The organism is Nocardioides sp., from assembly GCF_030019515.1.
Lineage (GTDB): Bacteria > Actinomycetota > Actinomycetes > Propionibacteriales > Nocardioidaceae > Nocardioides.
The window spans coordinates 401,103-427,281 of record NZ_JASEEQ010000002.1 but is presented as its reverse complement, the minus strand read 5'-3'; the positions used below and the strand labels follow the sequence as shown (position 1 = coordinate 427,281).

Annotated in this window: 22 protein-coding genes and 1 pseudogene; 18 read left to right on the top strand and 5 right to left on the bottom strand. The window is 70.0% G+C overall.

What is annotated here, in order from left to right; translation table 11 throughout:
• Nucleotides 1-16: 16 nt before the first annotated feature.
• Both QMC84_RS04460 and QMC84_RS04450 read right to left on the bottom strand, forming a co-directional pair.
• Nucleotides 17-1,286, bottom strand: a pseudogene (locus QMC84_RS04460) (FAD-binding oxidoreductase).
• Nucleotides 1,287-1,399: 113 nt separating this feature from the next.
• On the bottom strand, nucleotides 1,400-1,888 hold the full coding sequence (locus tag QMC84_RS04450; protein WP_300372188.1) for an Lrp/AsnC family transcriptional regulator: 489 nt from the start codon (nucleotides 1,886-1,888) through the stop codon (nucleotides 1,400-1,402).
• A gap of 220 nt (nucleotides 1,889-2,108) precedes the next feature.
• On the opposite strand from QMC84_RS04450, the gene QMC84_RS04445 reads away from it, so the two are divergent.
• From QMC84_RS04445 to QMC84_RS04430, 4 genes are read left to right on the top strand one after another with little or no spacing between them, the layout of a single operon-like run.
• Nucleotides 2,109-3,263, top strand: a complete 1,155-nt coding sequence (locus QMC84_RS04445) for a spermidine/putrescine ABC transporter substrate-binding protein (RefSeq protein WP_300372186.1) — start codon at nucleotides 2,109-2,111, stop codon at nucleotides 3,261-3,263.
• Complete coding sequence (locus QMC84_RS04440; RefSeq protein WP_300372184.1) at nucleotides 3,256-4,389, top strand: ABC transporter ATP-binding protein; 1,134 nt, start codon at nucleotides 3,256-3,258, stop codon at nucleotides 4,387-4,389. Before QMC84_RS04445 ends, QMC84_RS04440 begins: the two co-directional genes overlap by 8 nt.
• A complete protein-coding gene (locus tag QMC84_RS04435; protein ID WP_300372182.1) occupies nucleotides 4,386-5,279 on the top strand; it encodes an ABC transporter permease in 894 nt (297 codons plus the stop codon). Before QMC84_RS04440 ends, QMC84_RS04435 begins: the two co-directional genes overlap by 4 nt.
• Nucleotides 5,279-6,154, top strand: coding sequence for an ABC transporter permease (locus tag QMC84_RS04430; protein WP_300372181.1), 876 nt, complete (start codon nucleotides 5,279-5,281; stop codon nucleotides 6,152-6,154). The genes QMC84_RS04435 and QMC84_RS04430 overlap by 1 nt, the downstream gene beginning before the upstream one ends.
• 22 nt (nucleotides 6,155-6,176) lie before the next feature.
• Here the strand turns inward: QMC84_RS04430 and QMC84_RS04425 are convergent, their stop codons facing one another.
• Nucleotides 6,177-7,562 carry an aspartate aminotransferase family protein gene (locus QMC84_RS04425; RefSeq protein WP_300372179.1) on the bottom strand — a complete coding sequence of 462 codons (1,386 nt, stop codon included), beginning with the start codon at nucleotides 7,560-7,562 and terminating at the stop codon, nucleotides 6,177-6,179.
• A 115-nt stretch (nucleotides 7,563-7,677) separates the two neighbouring features.
• Here QMC84_RS04425 and speB point away from each other — a divergent pair, with 115 nt between their 5' ends.
• The 4 genes from speB (at nucleotide 7,678) to QMC84_RS04405 (ending at nucleotide 13,161) form a co-directional block, all read left to right on the top strand.
• Nucleotides 7,678-8,679, top strand: coding sequence for an agmatinase (gene speB / locus QMC84_RS04420; protein WP_300372177.1), 1,002 nt, complete (start codon nucleotides 7,678-7,680; stop codon nucleotides 8,677-8,679).
• On the top strand, nucleotides 8,680-10,296 hold the full coding sequence (locus tag QMC84_RS04415; RefSeq protein ID WP_300372175.1) for an amidohydrolase: 1,617 nt from the start codon (nucleotides 8,680-8,682) through the stop codon (nucleotides 10,294-10,296).
• A gap of 79 nt (nucleotides 10,297-10,375) precedes the next feature.
• Complete coding sequence (locus QMC84_RS04410; protein WP_300372173.1) at nucleotides 10,376-11,809, top strand: gamma-aminobutyraldehyde dehydrogenase; 1,434 nt, start codon at nucleotides 10,376-10,378, stop codon at nucleotides 11,807-11,809.
• Between the two features lie 128 nt (nucleotides 11,810-11,937).
• Nucleotides 11,938-13,161: a saccharopine dehydrogenase C-terminal domain-containing protein gene (locus tag QMC84_RS04405; RefSeq protein ID WP_300372171.1), complete on the top strand. Its 1,224-nt coding sequence runs from the start codon at nucleotides 11,938-11,940 to the stop codon at nucleotides 13,159-13,161.
• A 102-nt stretch (nucleotides 13,162-13,263) separates the two neighbouring features.
• Here QMC84_RS04405 and QMC84_RS04400 read toward each other — a convergent pair whose 3' ends face one another.
• Entirely contained in the window at nucleotides 13,264-14,652 is a 1,389-nt protein-coding gene (locus QMC84_RS04400; RefSeq protein WP_300372169.1) for a polysaccharide deacetylase family protein, read from the bottom strand.
• Nucleotides 14,653-14,819: 167 nt separating this feature from the next.
• Between QMC84_RS04400 and QMC84_RS04395 the strand changes: the two genes are divergently transcribed.
• The 4 genes from QMC84_RS04395 to QMC84_RS04380 are packed head-to-tail and all read left to right on the top strand — an operon-like array spanning nucleotide 14,820 to nucleotide 18,796.
• A complete protein-coding gene (locus QMC84_RS04395; protein ID WP_300372167.1) occupies nucleotides 14,820-15,878 on the top strand; it encodes an ABC transporter ATP-binding protein in 1,059 nt (352 codons plus the stop codon).
• The gene (locus QMC84_RS04390) at nucleotides 15,875-17,101 is read left to right on the top strand and encodes an ABC transporter substrate-binding protein (RefSeq protein WP_300372165.1); all 1,227 of its coding nucleotides are present in this window, start codon (nucleotides 15,875-15,877) and stop codon (nucleotides 17,099-17,101) included. Before QMC84_RS04395 ends, QMC84_RS04390 begins: the two co-directional genes overlap by 4 nt.
• 10 nt (nucleotides 17,102-17,111) lie before the next feature.
• Nucleotides 17,112-17,960 carry an ABC transporter permease gene (locus QMC84_RS04385; RefSeq protein ID WP_300372163.1) on the top strand — a complete coding sequence of 283 codons (849 nt, stop codon included), beginning with the start codon at nucleotides 17,112-17,114 and terminating at the stop codon, nucleotides 17,958-17,960.
• Entirely contained in the window at nucleotides 17,960-18,796 is an 837-nt protein-coding gene (locus QMC84_RS04380) for an ABC transporter permease (protein ID WP_300372161.1), read from the top strand. Before QMC84_RS04385 ends, QMC84_RS04380 begins: the two co-directional genes overlap by 1 nt.
• A gap of 41 nt (nucleotides 18,797-18,837) precedes the next feature.
• Here QMC84_RS04380 and QMC84_RS04375 read toward each other — a convergent pair whose 3' ends face one another.
• Entirely contained in the window at nucleotides 18,838-19,758 is a 921-nt protein-coding gene (locus QMC84_RS04375) for a ribokinase (RefSeq protein WP_300372159.1), read from the bottom strand.
• 127 nt (nucleotides 19,759-19,885) lie between these two features.
• Here QMC84_RS04375 and QMC84_RS04370 point away from each other — a divergent pair, with 127 nt between their 5' ends.
• From QMC84_RS04370 to QMC84_RS04345, 6 genes are all read left to right on the top strand, one after another.
• Entirely contained in the window at nucleotides 19,886-20,674 is a 789-nt protein-coding gene (locus tag QMC84_RS04370) for a triose-phosphate isomerase (RefSeq protein WP_300372157.1), read from the top strand.
• Between the two features lie 248 nt (nucleotides 20,675-20,922).
• Nucleotides 20,923-21,570: a DUF2291 family protein gene (locus QMC84_RS04365; protein WP_300372155.1), complete on the top strand. Its 648-nt coding sequence runs from the start codon at nucleotides 20,923-20,925 to the stop codon at nucleotides 21,568-21,570.
• Nucleotides 21,567-23,126 carry a sugar ABC transporter ATP-binding protein gene (locus QMC84_RS04360; RefSeq protein WP_300372153.1) on the top strand — a complete coding sequence of 520 codons (1,560 nt, stop codon included), beginning with the start codon at nucleotides 21,567-21,569 and terminating at the stop codon, nucleotides 23,124-23,126. The genes QMC84_RS04365 and QMC84_RS04360 overlap by 4 nt, the downstream gene beginning before the upstream one ends.
• Nucleotides 23,123-24,223: an ABC transporter permease gene (locus QMC84_RS04355; RefSeq protein WP_300372151.1), complete on the top strand. Its 1,101-nt coding sequence runs from the start codon at nucleotides 23,123-23,125 to the stop codon at nucleotides 24,221-24,223. Before QMC84_RS04360 ends, QMC84_RS04355 begins: the two co-directional genes overlap by 4 nt.
• 59 nt (nucleotides 24,224-24,282) lie before the next feature.
• On the top strand, nucleotides 24,283-25,266 hold the full coding sequence (locus QMC84_RS04350; protein WP_300372149.1) for a D-ribose ABC transporter substrate-binding protein: 984 nt from the start codon (nucleotides 24,283-24,285) through the stop codon (nucleotides 25,264-25,266).
• Nucleotides 25,267-25,355: 89 nt separating this feature from the next.
• Nucleotides 25,356-26,171 carry a DeoR/GlpR family DNA-binding transcription regulator gene (locus QMC84_RS04345; protein ID WP_300372147.1) on the top strand — a complete coding sequence of 272 codons (816 nt, stop codon included), beginning with the start codon at nucleotides 25,356-25,358 and terminating at the stop codon, nucleotides 26,169-26,171.
• Nucleotides 26,172-26,179 lie beyond the last annotated feature (8 nt).

Here is a 26,179-nt window from a genome sequence, read left to right as displayed (position 1 = left end):
GCCGGGCCGACCCGGGTCAGCCGAGCAGCGGCGAGACGGCCCGGGCGACCAGGCTCGGCAGTCGGGTGACGGACTCCTCCGCGTCGGCGAGGGTCATCGCCCGCAGGCCGACGTTGATGCCCAGCCAGCGCAGCGGCTCGCGCTCCCAGTCCGGCGAGCGGTGACCCACCCACGGCAGCCGGGTGAGCTCGGTGTCCCGATCGAGCACCAGGTCGCGCAGGGTGCGGCCGGCGAGGTTGGTGGTGCTGACCCCGTCCCCGACGTACCCGCCGGCCCAGGCGAGTCCGGTGTCCCGGTCCAGCCCGACCGAGGCGCACCAGTCCCGGGGGATGCCGAGCGCGCCGCCCCACGCGTGCGTGACCCGGGTGCCGGCGAGCACCGGGAACAGGTCGACCAGGGTGGCGTAGAGGCGGGCGAAGACCGCCTCGTCGCGGTCGTACTCCGGGCGGATCCGCGACCCGAGGTGGTACGGCGCGCCGCGGCCACCGAACACCAGCCGGTCGTCCGCCGTCCGCTGGCCGTAGACGATCAGGTGCCGGTGGTCGGTGAACGTCTCGCGCCGGGCCAGCCCGATCTCCTCCCACGTCGAGGGCGGCAGCGGCTCGGTCGCGATGATCAGCGAGTAGACCGGGACCAGGGTGCGCTCCTCGCCGCGCAAGGAGGCGGTGTAGCCCTCGGTCGCCCGGACCACGGTCGACGCGCGCACGTCGCCGTCCGCGGTGTGCGCCCGGCCCGGACCGATGGAGCGGACCCGGGTGCGCTCGTGGATGGTCACGCCGCGCCGCTCGACCGCCTCCGCCAGGCCGCGCACCAGGCGCGCCGGGTGGATGGCCGCGCAGTCGGGGGTGTACGTCGCGCCCACGGTCCGGCTGCCCCGGAGCACCGCGGTCGCCTCGGCCCGGTCGAGCAGCCGCAGGTCGTCCTCGTCGCGGTCCCAGCGCCGCGCCTCGGCGACCTCGGCCCGGGCCCGGCGCCACTGGGCGCGGCTGCGGGCCAGCGCGATCGTGCCGCCCTTGGCGACGTGCGCGTCGATCCCCTCGGCCGCGGCGACCTTGACGACCTCGTCGACGGTCTCGCGCATGGCGCGGTGCTGGGCGAGCGCGCCGTCGCGGTCCGCGAGCCCGGCGAGGGTCGTCAGGGATGCGGGGAACAGCCGAGCACCAGCCGCCGTTGCGCCCCGACGCACCGAAGCCCGCGGTCTCGGCCTCGAGCACCACGATCCGCAGCGTCGGGTCGGCCTCGGCGAGGTAGTACGCCGTCCACAGCCCGGTGAAGCCCGCGCCCACGATCGCGACGTCCGCCTCGACGTCGCCGGCGAGGGCGGGACGGGGCGTCCAGTCGCCGTCGACACTGTCGTGCCACAGCGACAGGCGCTCCCAGTGCGGGTCGGTCGAACGGTTCAGCGCACACCCCACGAGTAGGTCTGCTTGCGCAGGCTCAGGTACATGAACGTCTCGGTCATCGACACGCCCTCGATCGCGCGGATCCGCCCGGAGATCAGCTCGAGCAGGTGCTCGTCGCTCTCGCAGACGACCTCCACCAGCAGGTCGTAGGAGCCGGCCGTGACCACGACGTAGTCGACCTCCTCGAGCGTTCCGATGGCCTCGGCCACCGGCTCGAGCGGCCCGGTGACCCGGATGCCGACCATCGCCTGGCGCGCGAAGCCGAGCTCGAGCGGGTCGGTGACGGCGACGACCTGCATCACGCCGCCCTCGATCAGGCGCTGCACGCGCTGCCGGACCGCGGCCTCGGACAGGCCGACCACCTTGCCGATCGCGGCGTAGGAGCGTCGACCGTCCTGCTGGAGCTGCTCGATGATCGCCTTCGATACCTCGTCGAGGTGGACCGTCGGCCGGGCTGTTCTGGGTGTTCTCGCCACGGGACGCATCCTGTCAGCCGACTCGGATGTTCGCCACCGGGCGCTTCTAAGGTTTTCGTTGCAGGAATGTTTCAACTCAACGGTTTCACTTGTCCGGAGGCGGTCCCTCTGCAACTATCCACACTCACAAGCGCGTTCAACTTCCGGGAGGTAGAGGATGTCCGACTCTGTCAGGTTGGCGGCCTTGGCGCGAGTCGCCCGCGGGGCCGGACCGGGGGCGGTACCGGGGGTGGGGAGGAGGTCCTTCCTCCGCGGAGCCTCGCTCGCCGCGCTGGCGGTGGGTGCGCCGGGACTGCTCTCGGCGTGCGGGACCGAGGGCGCGAAGGTCGACGCGGGCTCCTGCACGAGCACCGACCTCAGTGCCGACCAGAAGACGATCACGTTCGCCAACTGGATCGGCTACATCGACCCCGTGAAGAAGCCGGACTCCACGCTCTCGAAGTTCCAGGAGCAGACGGGCATCACCGTCGACTACAAGAACGGCGACGTCAACGACAACGAGCAGTTCTTCGCCAAGGTGTCGCCCCAGCTGCAGGACTGCCGGCCCACGAGCCGTGACCTCTTCGTCGTGACCGACTACATGGCGGCGCGGATGATCGACCTCGGCTGGATCCAGAAGCTCGACCACGCCAACCTGCCCAACGTCGACGCGAACCTGATCGACTCCTTGAAGTCGCCCAGCTGGGACCCGAACCGCGACTACAGCGTCCCGTGGCAGAGCGGCATGACCGGCATCTGCTACAACGCCGAGCTCACCGACCCGGTCACGAGCTTCGAGGAGCTGCTCACCCGCCCCGACCTCAAGGGCAAGATCGACGTACTCAGCGAGATGCGGGACACGATGCTGTTCATGCTGCTCCTGAACGGGAGCGACCCCGAGGACTTCACCGACGACGAGTTCTCGGCCGCGATCGACAGCCTCCAGGGCTACGTCGACAGCGGTCAGGTGCGCAGGTTCACGGGCAACGACTACGTCGACGACATGAAGTCCGGCGACATCGTCGCCTGCGAGGCGTGGAGCGGCGACGTCATCAACCTGCTCGGCGGCGGGAAGTTCAAGTACGTCCCGCCCAGCGAGGGCTTCGCGATCTGGACCGACAACATGCTGGTGCCGAACAAGGCGGAGCACAAGTCGAACGTCGAGGAGCTGATGAACTTCTACTACGACCCGGTCAACGCCGCGAAGCTCGCCGCGTGGAACTACTACCTGTGCCCGGTCAAGGGCGCTCAACAGGAGATCGCGCAGTTCGACAAGTCCGCGGCGAACAGCGACTTCATCTTCCCCGACGCCAAGACCATGGAGTCGGGCTACCAGTTCATGCCGCTGACCGACACCCAGGAGCGCGACTACCAGCGCCAGTTCAACGAGGTGATGGGTGGCTGACCGCAACGCGGACCTGAGGCTGGAGAACCTGACCAAGCGCTTCGGGGACTTCGTCGCGGTCGACGACCTGTCGCTGACGGTGCCGAACGGCTCGTTCTTCGCCCTCCTGGGCCCCTCGGGGTGCGGCAAGACCACCACGCTGCGGATGGTGGCCGGGCTGGAGGACCCGACGGACGGGCGGGTGCTGATCGGCGAGGACGACATCACGCACCTGCGTCCCTACAAGCGTCCGGTCAACACGGTCTTCCAGTCCTACGCCCTGTTCCCGCACCTGACGATCTTCGAGAACGTCGCGTTCGGGCTGCGGCGCCGGGGCGTGAAGGACTACCAGCAGAAGACCCGCGACATGCTCGAGCTCGTCGAGCTCGGCGGGTACGGCGACCGCAAGCCGGGTCAGCTCTCGGGCGGTCAGCAGCAGCGGGTGGCCCTCGGCCGCGCGCTGATCAACGAGCCGGGCGTGCTGCTGCTCGACGAGCCCCTGGGTGCGCTCGACCTCAAGCTGCGCCGGCAGATGCAGATCGAGCTCAAGCGGATCCAGACCGAGATCGAGGTCACCTTCGTGCACGTCACGCACGACCAGGAAGAGGCCATGACGATGGCCGACACCATCGCTGTGATGAACAACGGCGTGATCGAGCAGATGGGTGCGCCCGCCGACCTGTACGAGAACCCGGTGACGACGTTCGTCGCCAACTTCCTCGGCCAGTCGAACCTGGTCCGGGCCGACGTCATCGACACAGCGGGTGGCGACGTGGTCGTCGACTGCCACGGCCAGAAGCTCCGGCTGGCTGCGTCGCGCTCGCACGCCGCCGGCCGGAGCGCCTGGCTCGGCGTCCGGCCGGAGAAGGTGTTCGTCGCGGCGTCCGAGGCCGAGGACCACACAGGTGTCAACGTCCTGACCGGCGGCCGGGTCACCGATGTCAGCTTCGTGGGTGTCAGCACGCAGTACCTCGTCGCGACGCCCTGGGGACAGGAGCTGATGGTGTTCGAGCAGAACACCGGACGGCGCCCGGCCTTCCGGAACGGCGACGAGGTGGACCTGATGTGGGCCCCCGAGCACACCTTCCTGCTCGACGCCGACCAGGACGCGCACGCCGGCCTGATGACGCCGGAGGACATCGAGTGAGCGCAGCGCCGGTGCCCGCGGGCCCGCAGCCCGGCAGCGAGACGGCCAGGCGCCGCGGGTGGGGCTGGCTGCTGCTGGTCCCCGGCATGCTCTGGCTGGCCGTGTTCTTCCTGTTCCCGACGGTCCAGCTCGTCTTCACCTCGCTGTACGACCCGAGCGGCTCCTACGAGCAGGGCTACGCGATGACGTGGCACGTCGCCAACTACGTCGACGCCGTCCGGGACACCTGGAACCTGTTCGCGCGTTCCTTCCTGTACGCCGGCATCGCCACCGGCGTCTGCCTGGCCCTCGGCTACCCGCTGGCCTACGCGATCGCGTTCAAGGCGGGGCGGTGGCGCAACGTCATGCTGGTGCTGGTGATCGCGCCGTTCTTCACCAGCTTCCTGCTGCGCACCCTGTCGTGGCGCACGATCCTGTCCGACCAGGGCCCCGTCACCAGCTTCCTGCAGACCATCTCCGTGCTGCCCGACGACGGCCGGCTGCTGGCGACGCCGGTGGCGGTGATCGCGGGGCTGATCTACAACTTCATGCCGTTCATGACGCTGCCGCTCTACGCCTCGCTGAGCAAGGTGGACTACCGGTTGATCGAGGCGGCCGGCGACCTGTACTCGAGCCCGTTCACGGGCTTCCGCAAGGTGACGTTCCCGCTGTCGCTGCCGGGAGTCGTGTCCGGGACCCTGCTCACGTTCATCCCGGCCTGCGGTGACTACATCAACGCCGAGCTGCTGGGCACGCCGAAGCAGTACATGGTCGGCAACCGGATCCAGGCGGCGTTCCTCACCGAGCACAACTACCCGCTCGCGGCCAGCCTGTCGCTGATCCTGATGGCGCTCGTGGTGCTGATGGTCGTCGTCTACGTGCGGCGGGCCGGCACCGAGGAGCTGGTCTGATGGCCACCGACACGCGCCTGCCCGTCGCCGGCCGGTCCCGGCCCCGCAGATCCGGGCGAACCCGGACGCCGGTCGGGCGCTGGCTGGCCGACCACCTGGTCCTGTTCATCGGGATCCTGGTGCTGGTCTACATGTTCGTGCCGATCGGCTACATCTTCGCGCTCTCGTTCAACCAGCCGTCCGGCCGCTCCGCGACCGCGGAGTTCGAGTCGTTCACCTGGAGCAACTGGACCTCGATCTGCGAGCCCGAGGGCTTGTGCGACTCGCTGCGGCTCAGCGTTGCCGTGAGCCTGACGGCCACCGTGCTGGCGACCGTGCTCGGCACGCTGATGGCGTTCGCCCTGGTGCGCCACTCCTTCCGGGGGCGGGCGGCCTCGAACCTGCTGATCTTCCTGCCGATGGCGACCCCCGAGGTGGTCATGGGGTCCTCGCTGCTGGCGATGTTCGTCTCCGTGGGGCTGGACGGCGCGCTCGGCTTCGTCACGATCGTGATCGCCCACGTGCTGTTCTGCCTGTCGTTCGTGGTCGTGACCGTGAAGGCGAGGCTGGCCGGCATGGACGCGCGCCTGGAGCAGGCCGCGATGGACCTCTACGCGAACGAGTGGCAGACCTTCCGCCTGGTCACCCTGCCGCTGGCGATGCCGGGGATCGTCGCGGCGGCGCTGCTGGCCTTCTCGCTGTCCTTCGACGACTTCATCGTCACGAACTTCACGGCCGGCCAGTCGGTCACGTTCCCGATCTTCGTCTACGGCAGCAAGCTGAAGGACTTCCCGGCCCAGCTGTTCGTCGTCGGGTCGATCATGTTCCTGGTGTCGTTCGTGTTCGTGGTGGCCGGCGAGCTCTGGCGCCGCCGCCGGTCGATCGGCCTGGGCTGACCGCCGGCGGCAGCGAAAGCGGTCAGACCAGCGTGCCGGCCTTGTCGAGGACGACGCGCAGGATCTGCTCCATCTCGTCGAAGTGCTGCTGGTCGCAGATCAGCGGCGGGGAGAGCTGGATGACCGGGTCGCCACGGTCGTCGGCCCGGCAGTAGAGGCCCTCCGCGAACAGCTGCTTGGAGACGAAGCCGAACAGGATCCGCTCGCACTCCTCGGCCGTGAAGGACTCCCGGGTGGCCTTGTCCTTGACCAGCTCGATCCCGTAGAAGTACCCGTCCCCCCGGACGTCGCCGACGATCGGCAGGTCGAGCAGCCGCTCGAGCGTCGCGCGGAACGCCCCCTCGTTGGCACGGACATGGCCGAGGACGTCCTCGGACTCGAAGACGTCGAGGTTGGCCATCGCGACCGCGGTGGAGACCGGGTGGCCGCCGAACGTGTATCCGTGCGCGAACATCTCGCCGTCGGCGAGGAACGGCTCCATCAGCCGGTCCGAGGCGATCATCGCGCCGAGCGGGGCGTAGCCCGACGTGATGCCCTTGGCACAGGTGATGATGTCCGGCTCGTAGCCGTAGCGCTCGGCCCCGAACATGTGACCGAGCCGGCCGAAGGCGCAGATGACCTCGTCGGAGACCATCAGCACGTCGTACTCGTCGCAGATCTCGCGGACCCGCTGGAAGTAGCCCGGCGGGGGCGGGAAGCAACCGCCGGAGTTCTGCACCGGTTCGAGGAAGATCGCCGCCACCGTCTCGGGGCCCTCGTTCTCGATGGCGACCGCGATCTGGTCGGCGGCCCACCGGCCGAACGCCTCGGCGTCGGTGCCGTCGGGGCCCGCCGTGCCGGCCGGAGCGCGGTAGAGGTTGGTGTTCGGGACCCGGAACGTCGAGGGCACCAGCGGCTCGAACTGCTGCTTCAGCGGCGGCAGGCCGGTGATCGAGAGCGCACCCTGCGTGGTCCCGTGGTAGGCGATGGCGCGGCTGAGCACCTTGTGCTTCATCGGCTTGCCGACGAGCTTGAAGTAGTTCTTCGCCAGCTTCCAGGCGGACTCGACGGACTCGCCGCCGCCGCTGCTGAAGAACACCCGGTTCAGCGAGCCCGGTGCGTACCCGGCGATCCGCTCGGCGAGCAGGATGGCGTTCGGGTGGGCGTAGGACCACAGCGGGTGGAACGCGAGCTCCTTGGCTTGAGCGGCGGCGGCCTCCGCGAGCTCGGTCCGACCGTGCCCGAGCTGGGAGACGAACAGGCCGGCCAGGCCGTCGAGGTAGCGCTTGCCGCGCGCGTCCCAGATGTAGGCGCCCTCGCCGCGAACGATCACCGGCACGTCCTCGTCGCGGTAGGACGAATGCCGAGTGAAGTGCATCCACAGGTGGTCCTTGGCGGCCTGCTGGAGGTGGTCGTAGTCCGGGTGCATGACCCCATGATGCGCTGTGGAACCTTCGCAATGCAAGTGAATCCGTCGTGCAGACACGCGAATGACGCGAAATCCGAAGCGATCTTCCGGGTGGCCCGCGTGATAGGAACACCCCATGACCCGGTACGGCGCGCAGTTCGGTCCCGACCTCACCTTCCTCGGCGTCGACCCGGTCGACCTCGACGACGCCGACGCATTGGCCGCGGCGGACGTCGTGGTCGTGGGGGCCCCGTTCGACGGGGGGACCTCGCACCGACCGGGGACCCGCTTCGGGCCGAGCGCGATCCGGCAGACCGACTACCTGCCTCACGACGGCTCGCGCCCGCACCTCGCGCTGCGGGTCGACGCCCTCCGCGACCTGCGGGTGGTCGACGCCGGCGACGTCGAGATGCCACCCGGCGAGATCGAGCGCGCCCTCGGTGCCCTCGAGGAGGCGGTCTACCGGGTCGCCGCGGCCGGTGCGGTCCCGCTGGTGCTCGGCGGCGACCACTCGATCGCGCTGCCCGACGCGACCGGTGTCGCGCGCCACCACGGCTTCGGCCGGGTCTCGATGATCCACTTCGACGCGCACGCCGACACCGGCCACATCGAGTTCGGGTCGCTCTACGGCCACGGCCAGCCGATGCGCCGCCTGATCGAGTCCGGCGCCCTGCGCGGCGACCGGTTCCTCCAGATGGGGCTGCGCGGCTACTGGCCCGGCCCCGAGACCCTCGACTGGATGGCGGAGCAGAGCATGCGCTCGTTCGAGATGACCGAGATCGGCAAGCGGGGGCTCGAGGCCTGCCTGGACGAGGCGTTCGAGATCGCCCTCGACGAGTGCGACGCGGTCTTCCTGTCCGTCGACATCGACGTGTGCGACCCGGGCCACGCACCGGGCACGGGCACGCCGGAGCCGGGTGGCCTCTCGAGCCGCCAGCTCCTCGACGCGGTCCGGCGCATCTGCTCCGAGCTGCCGGTCGCCGGCATCGACGTGGTCGAGGTGTCGCCGCCGTACGACCACGCCGAGATCACGGCGTACCTCGCCAACCGGGTCTGTCTCGAGGCCCTCTCCGGGCTGGCGGTCCGCAGGCACGGCATCTCGCACGACCCGGCCGGCCCGCTGCTCGAAGGACGCTGAGTGGCGACGCTCTTCCGCGCCGGCGCCGTCTTCGACGGACACCGGTACGCCGGTCGCGCGGACGTGCTCGTCGAGGACGGGCGGATCGTCGAGGTCGCCCCGGGTGGCTCGGAGGCTCGCTCCGCTCGCACCTCGACCACCGTGGTCGACGCCGCGTTCCTCGCGCCCGGCTTCGTCGACGCGCACGTGCACCCGGTCCAAGGCGGCCTGGAGCGGCTGCGCTGCGACCTCACCGAGCTCTCGACCCGGGAGGAGTACCTCGCCGCGGTCGCGTCGTACGCCGCGGACCACCCGGCGGCCGAGTGGATCCTCGGCGGCGGGTGGTCGATGCCCGCGTTCCCGGGCGGCACCCCGACCGCTGCCGACCTCGACCGCGTAGTGCCGGACCGGCCGGTCTACCTGCCCAACCGCGACCACCACGGCGCATGGGTCAACTCCCGCGCCCTCGAGCTCGCCGGCGTGGACGAGCGCACGCCGGACCCGCCCGACGGGCGGATCGAGCGTGGCCCGGACGGTCGTCCCAGCGGCACCCTCCACGAGGGCGCCACCACGCTCGTCACCCGGCACCTGCCCCCGGCGAGCGAGGCGGACCACCACGCCGCGCTGATGGCCGGCCAGGGCTACCTCCACTCCCTGGGCGTCACCTCCTGGCAGGACGCGATCGTCGGCGCCTACTCGGGCATGGACGACGCGGCCGCGACGTACACGGCCGCCGCGGCCAGCGGCGACCTGCGCTCGCACGTGGTCGGCGCGCTGTGGTGGGAGCGCCGCCGGGGCGTCGAGCAGGTCGCCGACCTGGTCGCGCGCCGCGCTGCGATGACCACCGGTCGGTTCCGGGCGACGACGGTCAAGATCATGCAGGACGGCGTGGCGGAGAACGGCACGGCGGCGATGCTCACGCCATACCTGGACCGGTGCGGCCACCCGACCGGCAACGCCGGCCACTCGTTCGTCGACCCGACCGCGCTCCGCGAGGCCGTCGCCGCGCTCGACGCGGCCGGCTTCCAGGTGCACGTGCACGCCATCGGCGACCGGGGTGTGCGCGAGGCGCTCGACGCGTTCGAGGGGACCGACCCGGCACGGCGGCACCAGATCGCGCACCTCCAGGTCGTCCACCCCGACGACGTACGCCGCTTCGCCGGGCTCGGCGTGGCCGCGAACCTGCAGATGCTCTGGGCCTGCCTCGACGACCAGATGGTCGACCTGACGCTGCCGGTGCTCGGGGCCGAGCGGGCCGCCTGGCAGTACCCGTTCGCCGACCTTCACCGCGCGGGGGCCAGGCTGGTCGCCGGCAGCGACTGGCCGGTGAGCACCCCCGACCCGCTCCAGGCGATCCAGGTCGCCGTGACGCGCGTCGAGCCAGGGAGCGACCGCGAGCCGTTCCTCCCCGCACAGGCGCTGTCGCTCGAGACCGCGTACGCGGCGTACACCTCGGGCAGCGCCTGGGCCAACCACCGCGGCGTCGGCGACGAGCCGGCCGCGGGCGTGCTGCGGCCCGGTGCGGTCGCCGACCTGGTTGTCCTCGACCACGACCCGTTCACGGGCCCGCCCGAGGAGGTCGGCGCCGCGCGGGTGGTGTCGACGTGGGTCGAGGGAGCCGCTGTCCACACCGCCTGAGGGCGACTCGGCGACTGATTCCGTGTCGATTCGGGGCCAAGGCCTACAGATTCCGTAGCCGGGTCACTAGGCTCCCCGCATGAGCGACCGAAGCTTCAAGAACGTCATCAACGGAGAGCTCGTCGACGGTGCGTCCGGGGAGACCTACGACATCATCGACCCGACGACCGGCGAGGTGTACGCCCAGGCACCCAGGTCGGGCGCCGAGGACGTCGACCGGGCGTACGCCGCGGCCGCCGCCGCGTTCGAGTCCTGGGGTGGCACGACGCCCAGGGAGCGCTCGGAGGCGCTGCTCAAGATCGCGGACGCGATCGAGGCGCGGGCCGAGGAGATCAACGCCGTCGAGTGCAAGGACACCGGCAAGCCGCTCGGCCTGACGATGTCCGAGGAGATGCCGTACGCCTCCGACCACTTCCGGTTCTTCGCCGGGGCCGCCCGAGTGCTCGAGGGCCGCTCCGCGGGGGAGTACCTGGCCGACCACACCTCGTGGGTCCGGCGGGAGCCGGTGGGCGTCGTCGGCCAGGTGACGCCGTGGAACTACCCGCTGCTGATGATGATCTGGAAGATCGCGCCTGCGCTGGCCGGTGGCAACACGATCGTGCTGAAGCCCAGCGACACCACGCCGGCGAGCTCCACCCTGCTCGCCGAGCTCGCCCAGGAGTTCCTGCCGCCGGGGGTGCTCAACGTCGTCACCGGCGACCGGGACACCGGCCGGGCGCTGGTCGCGCACTCCACGCCGCAGATGGTCGCCATCACCGGCTCGGTGCGGGCCGGGATGGAGGTCGCGGAGTCGGCCTCCCGCGACCTCAAGCGCGTGCACCTCGAGCTCGGCGGCAAGGCACCGGTGATCGTCTTCGACGACGCCGACATCGAGAAGGCCGCCGAGGGCATCGCCGGCGCCGGCCTGTTCAACGCCGGCCAGGACTGCACCGCCGCCACCCGGGTGCTGGCCGGGGCCGGTGTCCACGACGAGTTCGTGGCGGCGCTGGCCGAGGCCGCGAAGGGCATGCCGACCGGCGACCCGGCCCACGAGGACACCTACTACGGCCCGCTCAACAACCAGAGCCAGTTCGATCGGGTCTCGGGCATGGTGGACCGGCTGCCCGACCACGCGAACCTCGAGACCGGCGGCACCCGCCACGGCAGCGTCGGCTACTTCTACGAGCCGACCGTGCTCTCGGGCCTCCGGCAGGACGACGAGCAGATCCAGACCGAGATCTTCGGCCCCGTGATGACGGTCCAGCGGTTCACCGACGAGGCCGAGGCGCTGCGCTGGGCCAACGGAGTGGAGTACGGCCTGTCCTCCAGCGTCTGGACCAAGGACCATGCGCGCGCCATGCGGATGTCGCGCGGCCTCGACTTCGGGGTCGTCTGGATCAACACCCACATCCCGTTCATCAGCGAGATGCCGCACGGCGGGTTCAAGCACTCCGGCTACGGCAAGGACCTGTCGATGTACGGGCTCGAGGACTACACGCGCATCAAGCACGTGATGTCTTACATCGGATCGTGACTGGGGGATGTCTTTCTGCACTCGTCGCTTCGCTCCTCGCACGCCCCGCTCCTGGGCTCGACGGTCGAGAGGTGAGGACGTACGGGGTGTGAGCGTTCGTATCGCTGTCGGCGGGAGGGCTTGAGGTCATGAGGATCCTTCTGGTCGGGGCCGGTGGGGTGGGGGCGGCGTTGTGCGCCATCGCGGCACGCCGCGGCTTCTTCGAGACGATCGTGGTGTCCGACTACTCCCTCGAGCGGGCGGAGCGGGCCGCCGCCACCGACGAGCGGTACGTCGCCGCGCAGGTGGACGCGTCCTCGGCGTCCGCCGTGGCCGACCTGTGCCGCGAGCACCGCATCACGCACGTGATGAACGCGGTCGACCCGGTGTTCGACATGTCGGTCTTCGGCGGCGCGTTCGAGGCGGGTGCCGACTACCTCGACATGGCGATGTCGCTGTCGAGGCCGCACCCGACCGCGCCGTACGAGCAGACCGGCGTGAAGCTCGGCGACGAGCAGTTCGCCGTCGCCGGGGAGTGGGAGTCGGCCGGCCGCCTGGCGCTCGTCGGCATCGGCGTCGAGCCCGGGCTGTCCGACGTGTTCGCGCGGTACGCCGCCGACCACCTGTTCTCCGAGATCGACGAGCTGGCCACAAGGGACGGGGCGAACCTCGTCGTCACCGATGACGAGGGCAACGAGATCTTCGCGCCGTCGTTCTCGATGTGGACCACGATCGAGGAGTGCCTCAACCCCCCGGTGATCTGGCAGGACGGTGCGTGGCACACCACCGCCCCGTTCAGCGAGCCGGAGGTCTTCGACTTCCCCGAGGGCATCGGACCGGTCGAGTGCGTGAACGTCGAGCACGAGGAGGTCCTGCTCATGCCGCGCTGGATCGACTGCAAGCGCGCGACGTTCAAGTACGGGCTCGGCGACGACTTCATCAACATCCTCAAGGTGCTGCACACCCTGGGCCTCGACAGCACGGAGAAGGTGCGGGTCAAGGCCGCTTCTGGTGGGCACTGTGAGGTCTCGCCGCGCGACGTGGTCGCGGCGGTGCTGCCGGACCCGGCGACGGTGGGCCCGCGGATGACCGGCAAGACCTGCGCCGGGGTGTGGGTGACGGGTCGCGGCAAGGACGGGGCCGAACGCTCGACGTACCTCTACCACGTGGTCGACAACGAGTGGACGATGCGCGAGTACGGCCACCAGTGCGTGGTCTGGCAGACCGCCATCAACCCGGTGATCGCCCTCGAGCTGCTGTCCCGGGGGACGTGGCAGGGCGCGGGCGTGCTCGGCCCGGAGGCCTTCGACGCGGTCCCGTTCCTCGACCTGCTGACCGAGTACGGCAGCCCCTGGGGGATCAAGGAGCTCTGAGCGGACATCCCGGCGGCGGCGGCCGGTGACCCGGGAGTGGGCCGGGACCCGACGTCTGCCGCCCCCGCGACGGTGCGGGCTGCTCCGCGACCGAACCCCGCCCTAGAACACGCCGGCGAGCGTGACCACCGGCCAGCGGACGGCGGCCACGGCCGCTGCGGTGGCCTCAGCGGGGCTCTGGCGGGGCGGGCGCACCGTGAGCACCGCGTCCTCGGCCGCTCTCGCGTGGGTGACTCCCACGATCCGCATCGGCAGGTCGCGGACCCCGTCGCGCGGGGCTCCGGGCGGGACGGTGAGAGCCAGGGTCGCGGTCCGGCTGCCGGCCGCGACGACGGCGCTCGCGGGACCGAGCGGCGAGCGCACCCGAACCCGCACCGGGCGGTCGCTGGGCCGGTCGAGGCGAACGCCCACCCTGGCCTGGGTCGCGAGCAACGGTGCGGCGGTCACCGTGGCGGCCGTGAGGCGTACGACCGGCGGCGGGTCGTCGTCGAGGATGGACACCGCGGCCTGCCAGACCAGCCCCGGCTGGACGCCGCGGCCGCCGGAGACCTTGAGATCGACCTGCTCGCGCACCTCGTCGACGTCGTCCTGCCGGGTCCGCAGCCACAGGTGGGCGACCTGGTCGCCGGCGGGGAAGCGCACCCGGCGCAGCGGCCTCGCGAAGTCCTCGCCGCCGGTCGCCGAGCCGCCCGGCGTGACGAGCGCCGTCGTCGCCCGGCTGGTCGGCCGGTCGAGACGGACGGTCAGCCGCACCCGGTCACCCTCGGCGACCCGGCGCCGGTCCGTGGACACGGTGGCGACCGGCACCGGCGGCGTCGGACGACCGTCGCGACCGAGGGCGGCGAAGCAGTAGCCGCGCTCGCGCAGCGTCCTGACCTCCCGGGGGATCGCGCGGAGCGTGGCGGGGGAGTGCGTGACGCCGTCGTGCTGGAGCACGACGTTCGGCCGGTGCGGCTGCACGCCCGACACCACCCGCCGGGCGATCTGCCGCGGGGTGCCGCCGTTCCAGTCGCGCGAGTCGATGGTCCAGAGCACCGGCACGTAGCCCGTCGCCTCGAGCACCCGCCGGACCCGGTCGTCGACGGCGCCGTACGGCGGCCGGGCGAGCGTCGGCGCCGGCACCCCGGCCTCGACCAGGGCGTGCCGGGTCCGCTGCAGCGCGTGGCGGATCTCGGCGCCGGTCTGCCCGGTGAGGTCGGCGTGCTCCCACGTGTGGTTGCCGATCGCGAAGCCGGCGTCCGAGACGATCCGGGCCAGCTCCGGGTCGGCGTCCACCCGGGTCCCGACCATGAAGAAGGTCGCCGGCACGCCCCGCCGGTCGAGCAGCCGGACCAGCCGGGGGGTCACGGTCGGCGAGGGTCCGTCGTCGAAGGTGAGGGCCACCAGGCCGCGCGAGCAGGGTGTGACCGGACGGTCCCTGCCCGGCGCGGCGACGGCCGGCGCGCCACCGAGCAGCAGCACCGCCACGACCAGCACCACGATCCGGCGCACCCCGATCACCTCCCGTCCGTGGGACGCCGAAGCCCAGCCCGAGGTTGCCCCGGGGGCGACCGATCGCCGTAAACCGAAGTCACAAGGCGGTAACGGTGTACTAAATCGTTGCCGATCGGCTCTGAGACGATGGAAATGCGCGCACCTGCACCGCTACCTTGCCACCTATGGCGACGGCGATCTCCGTGCGGGGGCTGAGCAAGCACTTCGGCGAGGTGCGCGCGGTGGACGGTCTGGACCTCGACATCGCCGACGGCGAGTTCTTCTCGATGCTCGGCCCGTCGGGCTCGGGGAAGACCACGGTGCTGCGCCTGATCGCCGGCTTCGAGGAGCCGACCGCGGGCAGGATCATGCTCGGCGGCGAGGACGTGACCCGGCGCCCGCCGTTCGCCCGCGACGTCAACACGGTCTTCCAGGACTACGCGATCTTCCCGCACCTGAGCGTCCGGCAGAACGTCGAGTACGGCCTGCGCGTGAAGAAGGTGCCAGGCGCGGAGCGCCGCCGCCGCGCCGACGAGGCGCTCGCGACCGTCCGGCTCGAGGGGTACGCCGAGCGCCGGCCGCACCAGCTCTCCGGCGGCCAGCGGCAGCGGGTCGCGCTGGCGCGGGCCCTGGTGAACCGGCCGCAGGTGCTGCTGCTCGACGAGCCGCTCGGCGCGCTGGATCTCAAGCTGCGCCGCGAGATGCAGATCGAGTTGAAGGAGATCCAGCGCGACGTCGGGATCACGTTCGTGTTCGTCACCCACGACCAGGAGGAGGCGCTCACGATGAGCGACCGCATCGCGGTCTTCAACGAGGGGCGCATCGAGCAGCTCGCCAGCCCGGTCGAGCTCTACGAGCGGCCCGCGAGCGCGTTCGTCGCCGGGTTCGTCGGCAGCTCCAACCTGCTCGAGGGCGACGTCGCCCGCGACCTGGTCGGCGACCCCGGGCCGTTCGTGATCCGGCCCGAGAAGCTGCAGCTGCTGGCCGAGGACCCGCACCTGCCCGGCGGCATCGCGGCCGCGGGCGTCGTACGTGAGGTGGTCTACCTCGGCGCCTCGACGATGTCGGTGGTCGAGCTCGACGCCGGCCCCACCGTGACGGTGTCGCACCAGAACTCCGACACCTCCATCGACGCCGCCGTCGAGCGGCGCGACCAGCGCGTCGTCGTCAGCTGGCGCCGCGACCACCTGGTGTCCCTGGGTTCCCCCGACCCAGCGGCGTCCCCTGAGGAGGAGACAGCATGAGACGGATCGGATCCAAGCGGCTGGCCGCCGTGGCCTGCGTGGGCGTGCTCGCGCTCGCGACGGCCTGCGGCACCAGCTCGGGTGACGGTGGTGGCGGCGGCGAGAAGGCCGGCGAGGAGCAGGGCGGCTTCACCGCCCCGGACGTGCCGATGGCCGAGGAGGTCGGTGACCCCGAGGGCCAGGTGAACGTCCTCGCCTGGCCGGGCTACGCCGAGGACGGGTCGACCGACAAGTCGATCGACTGGGTGACGCCCTTCGAGAAGGAGAGCGGCTGCCAGGCCAACGTGAAGTACTTCGGCACCTCCGACGAGGCGGTGCAGCTGATGAAGACCGGCGAGTACGACGTGGTCTCGGCCTCGGGCGACGCCACGCTGCGGATGATCGCGGCCGGTGACGTGGCTCCGGTCAACACCGACCTGCTCACGAACTACGCGGACATCGCCGACTTCCTCAAGGACCAGGCGTTCAACTCCGTCGGTGGCCAGATGTACGGCGTCCCGCACGGCTGGGGCGCGAACCTGCTGATGTACAACACCGAGGCGGTGAGCCCGGCGCCGACCAGCTGGGGCTCGGTCTTCGACGACGCCTCGGCCTACGCAGGCAAGGTGACGGCGTACGACTCGCCGATCTACATCGCCGACGCCGCGCTCTACCTGATGAACAGCCAGCCGGACCTGGGGATCAAGGACCCCTACGCCCTCGACGAGGACCAGCTCGCGGCGGCGGTCGACCTGCTCAAGGAGCAGCGGGCCAACGTCTCGGAGTACTGGTCGGACTACCTCAAGGAGGTCCAGGCCTTCAAGACCGGCGACTCGGTCATCGGCACCACCTGGCAGGTGATCGCCTCGGTCGCCCAGGGCGAGGGCGCGCCGGTCGAAGCGGTGCTGCCCGAGGAGGGAGCCACCGGCTGGTCGGACACCTGGATGATCAGCGCGAAGGCGCCGAACCCGAACTGCGGCTACCTGTGGATGGACTACATCACCAGCCCGAAGGCGCAGGCCGCGGTCGCGGAGTACTTCGGCGAGGCGCCGGCCAACACCAAGGCCTGCGACCTCACCTCGGACAAGTCGTTCTGCGACACCTATCACGCGACGGATGCCGACTTCGCCGCCCAGATCCACTACTGGACCACGCCGATCGAGCAGTGCCTGGACGGTCGCACGGATGTGACGTGCACCAACTACGGCGACTGGACGACCGCGTGGACCGAGGTGAAGGGCTAGGGGGCGGAGCTTGTCCCTGATCGACCGTCGCCCGGGCCTCCGGGTGGGCCTGCTCCTGACGCCGCCGATGCTGTGGCTGGGAGTGGCCTACCTGGGGGCGCTGGCGGCCCTCCTCATCGCCTCGCTGTGGACCCAGAACGACTTCACGGGGACCATCGAGCGCTCCTGGACGCTGGAGAACTTCAAGACCCTCTTCACCGTCGAGGTCTACCGCACCATCACGCTGCGCACGATCGGCATCGCGGCGCTGGTGACCGTGGTGGACGCGGTGCTGGCGTTCCCGATCGCGCTGTACATGGCCAAGGTGGCCTCCCCGCGGATGCAGCGGATCCTGGTGATCTCGGTGCTGACGCCGCTGTGGGCGTCGTACCTGGTCAAGGCCTACGCGTGGCGCGGCATGCTTTCGGCGGACGGCCCGATCGCCTGGGTCGCCGCGCCGTTCGGGCTGCACACGCCGGGCTACGGACTGCCGGCGGTGACCATCACCCTCGCCTACCTGTGGCTGCCCTACATGATCCTGCCGGTGTACGCCGGGCTCGAGCGGCTGCCCGACTCGCTCTTCGAGGCGTCCGCGGACCTCGGCGCCGGCGCCTGGACGACGCTGCGCCGGGTGGTGGTCCCGATGGCCTTCCCCGCGATCGTGGCCGGCTCGATCTTCACGTTCTCGCTGTCGATGGGCGACTACATCGCGGTCAAGATCGTCGGCGGCACCAGCCAGCTGCTCGGCAACGTCGTGTACGACAACCAGGGCGCGGCCAATAACCTGCCGTTCGCCGCCGCGGTGGCGACGGTGCCGATCGTCGTGATGCTCGCCTACCTCGCCGCCGTCCGCCGTACCGGCGCGCTGGAGAACCTCTGATGGGCCGGCCCTCGAGCACGTCGATGGCGATGTCCCGTGGCCTGCGCCGCTCGCTCGCGGGCTTCACCGCCGTGGTGCTGGCGGTCGTCTACATCCCGCTGCTGCTGGTGCTGGTCAACTCGTTCAACAGCGACAACACCTTCGGCTGGCCGCCGCCGAGGTTCACGCTGCACTGGTGGAAGGTGGCCGCCGAGAGCACCGGCGCCCGCGAGGCCCTGTTCACCAGCATCCAGGTGGCGCTGGTTGCGACCGCGATCGCGCTGGTTCTCGGGACGCTCGCTGCGATGGGACTGCGGCGGACCCGGTTCTTCGGGCGCAACGTCGTGTCGCTGCTGATCATCCTGCCGATCGCGCTGCCCGGCATCGTGACCGGCCTGGCGTTCCAGAACGGCTTCCGCACGATCCTCGGGATCCAGCTGAGCATCTGGACGATCGTGATCGCGCACGCGACGTTCTGCATCGTCACGGTCTTCAACAACGTGCAGGCCCGCTTCCAGCGGCTCGGCACGAACCTCGAGCAGGCCTCGATGGACCTGGGCGCCGGCCGGTGGACGACGTTCCGGCTGGTCACCTTCCCGATGCTGCGCTCGGCGCTGCTCGCCGGCGGGCTGCTGTCCTTCGGGCTGTCCTTCGACGAGATCGTGGTGACGACGTTCACCGCGAGCCCGCAGGACCAGACGCTGCCGATCTGGATCCTCCAGAACCTGTTCCGGCCCAACCAGGCGCCGATCGTGAACGTCGTGGCCGCCGTGCTCGTGCTCGCCTCGGCGGTCCCGATCTACCTCGCCCAGCGGCTCTCCGGCTCGACCGCGGAGGGGCTGACCGGCGCGCGGTGACCGCCGGGAGTGGCCGCCGCGGATGTTCCCCGTCAGGGGGTTCAGCGCGACGTCTCGGGACCGCGGGCGTATGCGGCGTGCAATCGAGCGCTGACCTCCTCGTAGGTGGGGATCGACGGCACCGCGCCGATCCGCTCGACCGCCACGGCACCCGCAGCCACGCCGCGCTCGACGGCGAGGCGGGTCGATCCGCCCGCGGCTAGGGTCGCCGCCAGCACTCCTACGAAGGTGTCCCCGGCGCCGGTGGTGTCGACCGCATTGGCCGGGAGCCCCGGGTGCCGCTCGACGCTGCCATCGCGACTGACCACCGCGGCACCCTCGGACCCCAGGGTGACGACGGTCAGCCCCACCGACCGCCCCAGCGCCACAGCGGCCCGGATCGGGTCGCCGTGGCCGCCCAGCAGAGCGGCCTCGTGCTCGTTGACCACGAGGACGTCGACCGATTCCAGGAGCGAGTCGTCCAACGGAGCGGCAGGCGCGGCGTTCAGGATCGTCCGCACGCCAGCTGCCCGTGCCACGTGCAGCGCGTCGTTCACAGCCGAGATAGGGACCTCCAGCTGGGCGACCATCACGGTGCTGCCGGCGATCAGCCCTCGACCCGCCTCGTCGACCTCCAGATGCGCGTTCGCGCCCGGCAGCACGAAGATGCTGTTGTCCCCGTCGCGGTGGAGTGCGATCACTGCCATGCCAGTGGCCGTTGTCGATCGCCCGAGCGCCGTGATGTCGATGCCCTCAACCGCCAGGACACCGGCCAGCATCCGGCCGTGCTCGTCGTCTCCGACCGTGCCGACGAAGGAGGTCCGCGCGCCAGCCCGCGCCGCAGCGACCGCCTGGTTCAGGCCTTTTCCGCCGGGGAGCTCCCCGACCCGCTCTGCGGTGACGGTCTCTCCGGCGCCGGGGTAGCGGGCCACCCTCATCACCAGATCGACGTTGGCGCTGCCCAGGACGACGACATCCGACATGTCCGCAGTGTGGCACTACGCGGCGCGGAAATGCCCGTTTCGTGTGGCGATCATCCCTCTCGCGTGGGAGGTTTCTCTCGCATAGGCCCTAGGTATGTGAAAATATCCCCATCAGGCGCCCGCCTGTGTGAGAGGGACTGACGTGAAACTACCTGTGTGGATCGGTACCAGCTGGAAGATGACCAAGACCATCGCCGAGGCCAGGGCGTACATCGAGCACATCGCCACCGCGGAGCTTCCCGCCGGGATCCAGCCCTTCGTGATACCGGCACACACGAGTCTCGCCGCCGCGCGCGACGCCCTCCCGGCCGAGTCCCCGGTGTTGCTCGGCGCGCAGAACGCGCACTGGGGGCCGGAGGGGGCCGGCACCGGCGAGGTGTCCATGAGGATGGTGGGCGATGCCGGCGCCCGCTTGGTCGAGATAGGCCACTCAGAGCGACGGCAGCACCACGCCGAGACCGACGAGACGGTTGCGCTCAAGGCGCGGGCCGCTGTGGACGCGGGCCTGATGCCGCTGATCTGCGTCGGCGAGCCGGTCGACGTGCACGAGGCAGGGGAGGCGATCGAGTTTGTATCGTCCCAGGTCAGAGCCGCATTGGGTCGACTCTCGTCAACCGAGGTGAGCGGTGTGCTGATCGCCTACGAGCCGATCTGGGCCATTGGTGAGCATGGGCGGCCCGCAACGCCGACAGAGGTCGCGCCGGTGGTGTCGGAGCTGGCTCGGGTCGCCCGGGAGGTCAGTGGGGGAGTCGGGTGCCGAGCTCTGCTGTACGGAGGCAGCGTCGACGAGGCCAACGCCGCCGACCTCCTGCTCGACGCGAACACCGACGGGCTCTTCGTCGGCCGGGCCGCCTGGACGCCGGAGGGCTTCCTGCGGCTCGCGGCCATCGCTGCTGAGGCAGCAGGGGTCCCGTGACCTGGCGCCGTCACCGCGGTCGAGACGCGCCGGGCGGGGCCCCGACCGCGACCCGCCCCCGCGGGTCAGGCGCAGGGGTGCCGGCGGTTCGCGCAGATGAACGTACCGTTACCAAAACGTAAGTTATAACTTTCCCATTCTGATTGCGGGGCGTTAGATCTCTAACGTAGGTTCGCTGCTCACAAGCCCTCGGACGTCCACCCCGCCGGCCCTCCGGCTTCGGCGTCGAACCGAGCAAAGGAGACAGCATGAGCAGTCCCAGGCGATCTTCGCCGCGGACCCGCCGCAGCATCGCTGCCGTCGCCCTCGCCGTCCTGGTCGCAGCGATGGGATTCAGCACGACCTGGTTGAGCCCCGAAGAAGAGGAGGCCATCAATCCGCCGGCCTTCGTCGCAGCCGACTTCGTCGAGGAGAACTTCTCGGGCTGGCAGCAGACGATCACCGAGTCGGCCGTGGACATCGCTGTCCTCGCCCCCGCCGTCGACGAGAACCTGGCAGCCGCGGGAGCTGAGTACGGCCAGGACCTCGGCAGCAACGCCTACGCGTTCCCCGTTACGGCGACCGGCACGATCAAGGAGGTCGACGCGAACTTCGCGCTCCTCGAGGTAGCCGGTGTCCCCCAGGACGTCGAGGTGCGGATCGCACTCGGCAACGTCCTGCAGGGCACCGCAGTGCGAGACGCCATCGGCGACGTGAAGTTCGGCGACTTCCAGGACCAGACCGCGTTCCAGTCGGTCGCCAACGAGATCAAGATCAAGATCCAGTCCGACGTGCTCACCTCGGTCCAGCCGGATCTGGCTGCGGGGGTGCAGGTCACCGTGGTCGGCGGCTGGGCGACCGGGGGGCCGCCGAAGTCGTTCATCATCCATCCCGTATCGATCGAGGTCGGGCAGTGACCGACGAGCCGGGCACCGACGGCGACGTCATCCTGCGAGCTGTCGACATCGTCCAGACCTACGGCGTGACACGAGCGCTCAAGGGCGTGAACTTCGAGGTTCGCCGCGGCAAGGTGACAGTCCTCTTCGGTGAGAACGGGGCCGGCAAGTCGACGCTGATGAAGATCATGTCCGGCGTCGAACAGCCGACCAGCGGGCACCTCGAGCTCGACGGCGAGGTGGTCGAGCTGGAGTCGACGACCCACGCGGTCGACCTGGGCATCTCGATCATCCACCAGGAGCTGAATCTCTGCCCCAACCTGAACGTCCGCGACAACATGTTCGTCGGGCGTGAGCTGCGCACCGTGAGGGGCAGCGTCGACTTCGCCGCCGAGCGCGCGGTCGCCCGTGAGGTGATGGAGCGCCTCGAGGGAGCCATCGACCCGCTCACGCTCGTGGCGAACCTCCGCCTGGGCCAGCAGCAGGTCGTCGAGATCGCGCGGGCCCTCTCCACCAAGGCGCGGATCCTGATCATGGACGAGCCCACGTCGGCGCTCAGCGCCGCCGAGGTCGCGGTGCTGTTCCGAGTGATCCGGGAGCTCACTGCCCAGGGCGTGGCGATCGTCTATATCTCCCATCACCTCGAGGAGGCGATCGAGATCGCCGACTACGCCGTCGTCTTCCGAGATGGCGAGCTGGTGGCGTCGGAGGATGCCGCCAACATCAGCCCCTCCTGGGTGATCTCCAAGATGGTGGGCAAGGAGGCGGAGCACGACTTCAGCGGTCACCCTCGCGAGCACGGTGACGTCATCCTCGAGCTGGAGAATCTCCGAGTGGTCGATCCGAACTCCGGGCGGGTCGCTGTGCAGGACATGAACCTCCAGCTGAAGACCGGCGAGATCGTCTGCCTGTACGGCCCCATGGGAGCCGGCCGCACGGAGCTGCTCGAGGCGCTTGCCGGACGCCAGCCGATCGCCTCCGGCAAGGTGCTGCTCAACGGCACCGACATCACCGGCCGCTCCATCAAGGACCGGATCGCCACCGGCATCGGGCTTGTGCCCGAGGACCGTCAGCGCGACGGGCTGGTCCAGATGATGACCGTGGGCAAGAACCTGTCGCTGCCGAGCCTGTTGAGCTTCGTGAAGAGGGCGTTCGTGTCCCGCTCGAGCGAGGCGAAGGACATCGACTGGGCGATCAAGGAGGTCCGTGTGAAGACCTCCGGACCCGGCGCGCCGATCACGTCGCTGAGCGGCGGAAACCAGCAGAAGGTCGTCATCGGCAAGATGTTGATGACCAAGCCGCAGGTGCTCCTGCTCGACGAGCCCACTCGTGGCATCGACGTCGGCGCCAAGGCCGAGGTCTTCTCCCTCCTGTTCAAGGCAGCGGAGAGTGGATTGGCGGTGCTCTACGCGACCTCGGAGATCGGCGAGGCGATGACGTCGTCGCACCGCGTCATCGTCATGAACCGTGGCCGGGTCATGCGTGAGTTCGACCCCCTGCACGCCGAACGCGACGAGGTGACCGCCGCCTCCGACCAGCTCGATCCCCAAGCCCTAGACAGCGGAGTCGTCCAATGAGCCCTACCGAGACCACTGCGGCGCCCAGAGGCCGCAAGCTGAACCTGAACGCCCTGATGGTCGAAGGCCGAGCCCTTGTGGCGCTGGTCATCATCGTCGCGGTGTTCTCCGCGCTCTCCCCGAACTTCCTGAATCCGGACAACCTCATCCTGATGACCCGTCACGTCGCACTCAACGCGATCCTGGCGATCGGGATGCTGCTCGTCATCCTGAACGGCGGCATCGACCTCTCGGTCGGCTCGAGCGTGGGGCTCTCGGGAGTCGTGGCCGGATATCTCCTCCAGGGCGCGAACGTGCCGGGCACCGACCAGGTGGCCTATCCGCCGGTCTGGGTGGTGATCATCATCGCCCTCATGGTCGGCTGCCTCGTGGGGTGGCTCAACGGCGTTCTCGTCGCGTATCTCAATGTCGCCCCGTTCATCGCGACCCTCGGCATGCTGTACGTCGCACGCGGTCTCGCGTTGCTGATCACGAACGGCGAGACGTTCACCCGGCTGAGCGGTGACAAGGAGCTGGGCAACACCGGCTTCCTGACCGTGCTGGCCAGCGACCCGTTCGGTATCCCCTTCCCGGTGTGGGTCATGGTCGTCTTCGCCCTGATCTTCTCGGTGATCCTCAACAAGACGCCGTTCGGGCGCTGGCTCTATGCCACTGGCGGTAACGAGCGCGCCGCCGAGCTCTCCGGGGTGCCGATCAAGAGGATCAAGGTCACCATCTACCTGCTCGCCGGCATGTGTGCCGCCACGGTCGGTCTGCTCCTCACCGCAGACCTCCCGGCAGCGACGCCGAAGGGCGGCGAGCTCTACGAGCTGAACGCCATCGCGGCCGTGGTCATCGGCGGGGCCGCCCTCTCCGGCGGTCGCGGCACGATCCGCGGCACCATGATCGGCGCCTTCGTCATCGGGTTCCTCGTAGACGGACTGGTTCTCGTGGGTGTGTCCGTCTTCTGGCAGCAGGTCGTCAAGGGCGCGGTCATCATCCTCGCCGTCGCAGTCGACCAGATCCAGCAGTCCATCCAGAAGAGCAGGGCGATCCGGACGGCGGCAGCGCTGCCACCGACGACGGACGCGCCGACAGAGGAGATGGTCGGCGTCTGATCTCTCGCACATCAGTACCACCGGCACAACGTGATCCGACCAGTCCTGAAAGGACGACTATGAAGCGCAAGTTCGCACTACTTCTCATCGGCGCACTGACCGCATTCGGGCTCGCCGCCTGTGGCGGCAGTGACTCGGACTCCGACCAGGCCGCCGACGGCGACGCCGCCAAGGGCGGCGGCACGATCGCCATCATCACCGTCGACCCGTCCAACCCCTACTGGAAGGCCGAGGTGGACACCGCGGTCGCCGAAGCCGAGAAGCTCGGCTACGACACGACGGTCGACGCGCACGGCAACGACCCGGACAAGCAGAACCAGTTCATCGACGGCGCCATCAGCAAGAAGGTCGTCGCGATCATCCTCGACCCGGCTGGTGCCGACGAGAGCATCGGCGCCGTGAAGAAGGCCACCGACGCCGGGATCCCGGTCTTCCTGGTGAACGCCGAGATCAGCGAGCAGGGCATCGCCAAGGCGCAGATCGTGTCCAACAACGCGCAGGGCGCCACGCTCGGTGCCCAGGCCTGGGCCGAGGCCGTCGGCGGGAAGGGCGAGTACGTCGAGCTCTTCGGCAACCCGACCGACAACAACGCCCAGGTGCGGTCCGACGGCTACGCCGGCGTCCTCTCGCAGTTCCCGGACCTGAAGCTGGTCCAGACGGAGACGGCGAACTGGGACCGCGCGCAGGGCAAGGAGAAGATGGAGATCCTGCTCTCGGCCCACCCCAACATCGTCGGTGTGGTCTCCGGCAACGACGAGATGGCCCTCGGAGCGATCCAGGCACTCAAGGACGCCGGCAAGCTCGACCAGGTGAAGGTCCTCGGGTTCGACGGCAACGACGACGCTGTCGCCGCGGTCAAGGCCGGCGAGATGGTGGCCACCGTCCTCCAGCCGATCGTGACGGGCACGACGCTCGCGGTGCAGTACGCCGACGACTACATCAAGAACGGTACGGAGCCGGAGACCGAGAAGCAGGCCATCGACTGCGTGCTCATCAACGCCGACAACGCAGACAAGCTCAACGGCTTCGTGCTGTCTGAGTGACCCGGCTGTAGTGAGACGGGTGGGCCGCCGACCTCGGCGGCGGCCCACCTCGATCACCATGCCCTCACGACGGGAAGGAAGGGTGGCGCATGACTGAATCACCGGCAGCCGAACGAGGCCGGACCGTCCGCGGGCGCAAGGCGGACGTGAGGCAGACGCAGATCGCCGATCTCGTCATGACGAGGGGGTCATGCTCGCCACAGGAGCTCGCCACCGAGTTCGGGGTGAGCCTGATGACCGTCCACCGCGACCTGGAGGTGCTCGAGCGGCGCGGCATCGTTCGGCGGTTCCACGGAGGCGTCACGGCTCAGGCGTCCGGGGTCTTCGAGGCCCAGCTGTCGCACCGGCTACAGGCGAAGGTCGACGAGAAGACCGCGATCGCGCGGGCCGCACTCGACCTGGTCGATCCGGGGATGTCACTGCTGCTGGACGACTCGACGACGGTGCGGCAGATGATCCCGGGTCTCCAGGACAAGGCGCCGTTGCACGTCGCGACCATGTTCCTCGAGGGCCTGCGCATGCTCAGCCAGATCGCCACCCGCGCGGAGCTCACGATCATCGGGCTCGGCGGTGTCTACAACGCATCGCACGACTGCTTCGTCGGCCTTCAGTGCATCGAGCAGATCCGCAGCATCCGGGCGGACGCGGTGTTCTTGTCGACCTCGGCCGTCTCCAGCGGTGACGCGTTCCACCAGGAGGAGCGGATCGTGGAGCTGAAGCGCCAGATGCTCGACGTGGCCACGTTCAGGTGCCTCCTCGTCGACTCCAGCAAGCTGGGACGAGTCGCCCTGCACCGCGTCGTCCCCCTCGATGCCTTCGATCTCATCATCACCGACGCGGGAGCCAACCCCGCCGTCCTCCAGGCCTGGGACACAGCCGGCATCGCCTACCAGATCGCCACCTGAACCAACAC

What these genes read in the sequence shown, in the direction of transcription:
- QMC84_RS04375 (WP_300372159.1), bottom strand. Translation starts at nt 19,758, where the DNA reads ATGTCGGATGTCGTCGTCCTGGGCAGCGCCAACGTCGATCTGGTGATG.
- QMC84_RS04355 (WP_300372151.1), top strand. Translation starts at nt 23,123, where the DNA reads ATGAGCCCTACCGAGACCACTGCGGCGCCCAGAGGCCGCAAGCTGAAC.
- QMC84_RS04390 (WP_300372165.1), top strand. Translation starts at nt 15,875, where the DNA reads ATGAGACGGATCGGATCCAAGCGGCTGGCCGCCGTGGCCTGCGTGGGC.
- QMC84_RS04345 (WP_300372147.1), top strand. Translation starts at nt 25,356, where the DNA reads ATGACTGAATCACCGGCAGCCGAACGAGGCCGGACCGTCCGCGGGCGC.
- QMC84_RS04380 (WP_300372161.1), top strand. Translation starts at nt 17,960, where the DNA reads ATGGGCCGGCCCTCGAGCACGTCGATGGCGATGTCCCGTGGCCTGCGC.
- QMC84_RS04425 (WP_300372179.1), bottom strand. Translation starts at nt 7,562, where the DNA reads ATGCACCCGGACTACGACCACCTCCAGCAGGCCGCCAAGGACCACCTG.
- QMC84_RS04430 (WP_300372181.1), top strand. Translation starts at nt 5,279, where the DNA reads ATGGCCACCGACACGCGCCTGCCCGTCGCCGGCCGGTCCCGGCCCCGC.
- speB (WP_300372177.1), top strand. Translation starts at nt 7,678, where the DNA reads ATGACCCGGTACGGCGCGCAGTTCGGTCCCGACCTCACCTTCCTCGGC.
- QMC84_RS04395 (WP_300372167.1), top strand. Translation starts at nt 14,820, where the DNA reads ATGGCGACGGCGATCTCCGTGCGGGGGCTGAGCAAGCACTTCGGCGAG.
- QMC84_RS04410 (WP_300372173.1), top strand. Translation starts at nt 10,376, where the DNA reads ATGAGCGACCGAAGCTTCAAGAACGTCATCAACGGAGAGCTCGTCGAC.
- QMC84_RS04365 (WP_300372155.1), top strand. Translation starts at nt 20,923, where the DNA reads ATGAGCAGTCCCAGGCGATCTTCGCCGCGGACCCGCCGCAGCATCGCT.
- QMC84_RS04405 (WP_300372171.1), top strand. Translation starts at nt 11,938, where the DNA reads ATGAGGATCCTTCTGGTCGGGGCCGGTGGGGTGGGGGCGGCGTTGTGC.
- QMC84_RS04350 (WP_300372149.1), top strand. Translation starts at nt 24,283, where the DNA reads ATGAAGCGCAAGTTCGCACTACTTCTCATCGGCGCACTGACCGCATTC.
- QMC84_RS04450 (WP_300372188.1), bottom strand. Translation starts at nt 1,888, where the DNA reads ATGCGTCCCGTGGCGAGAACACCCAGAACAGCCCGGCCGACGGTCCAC.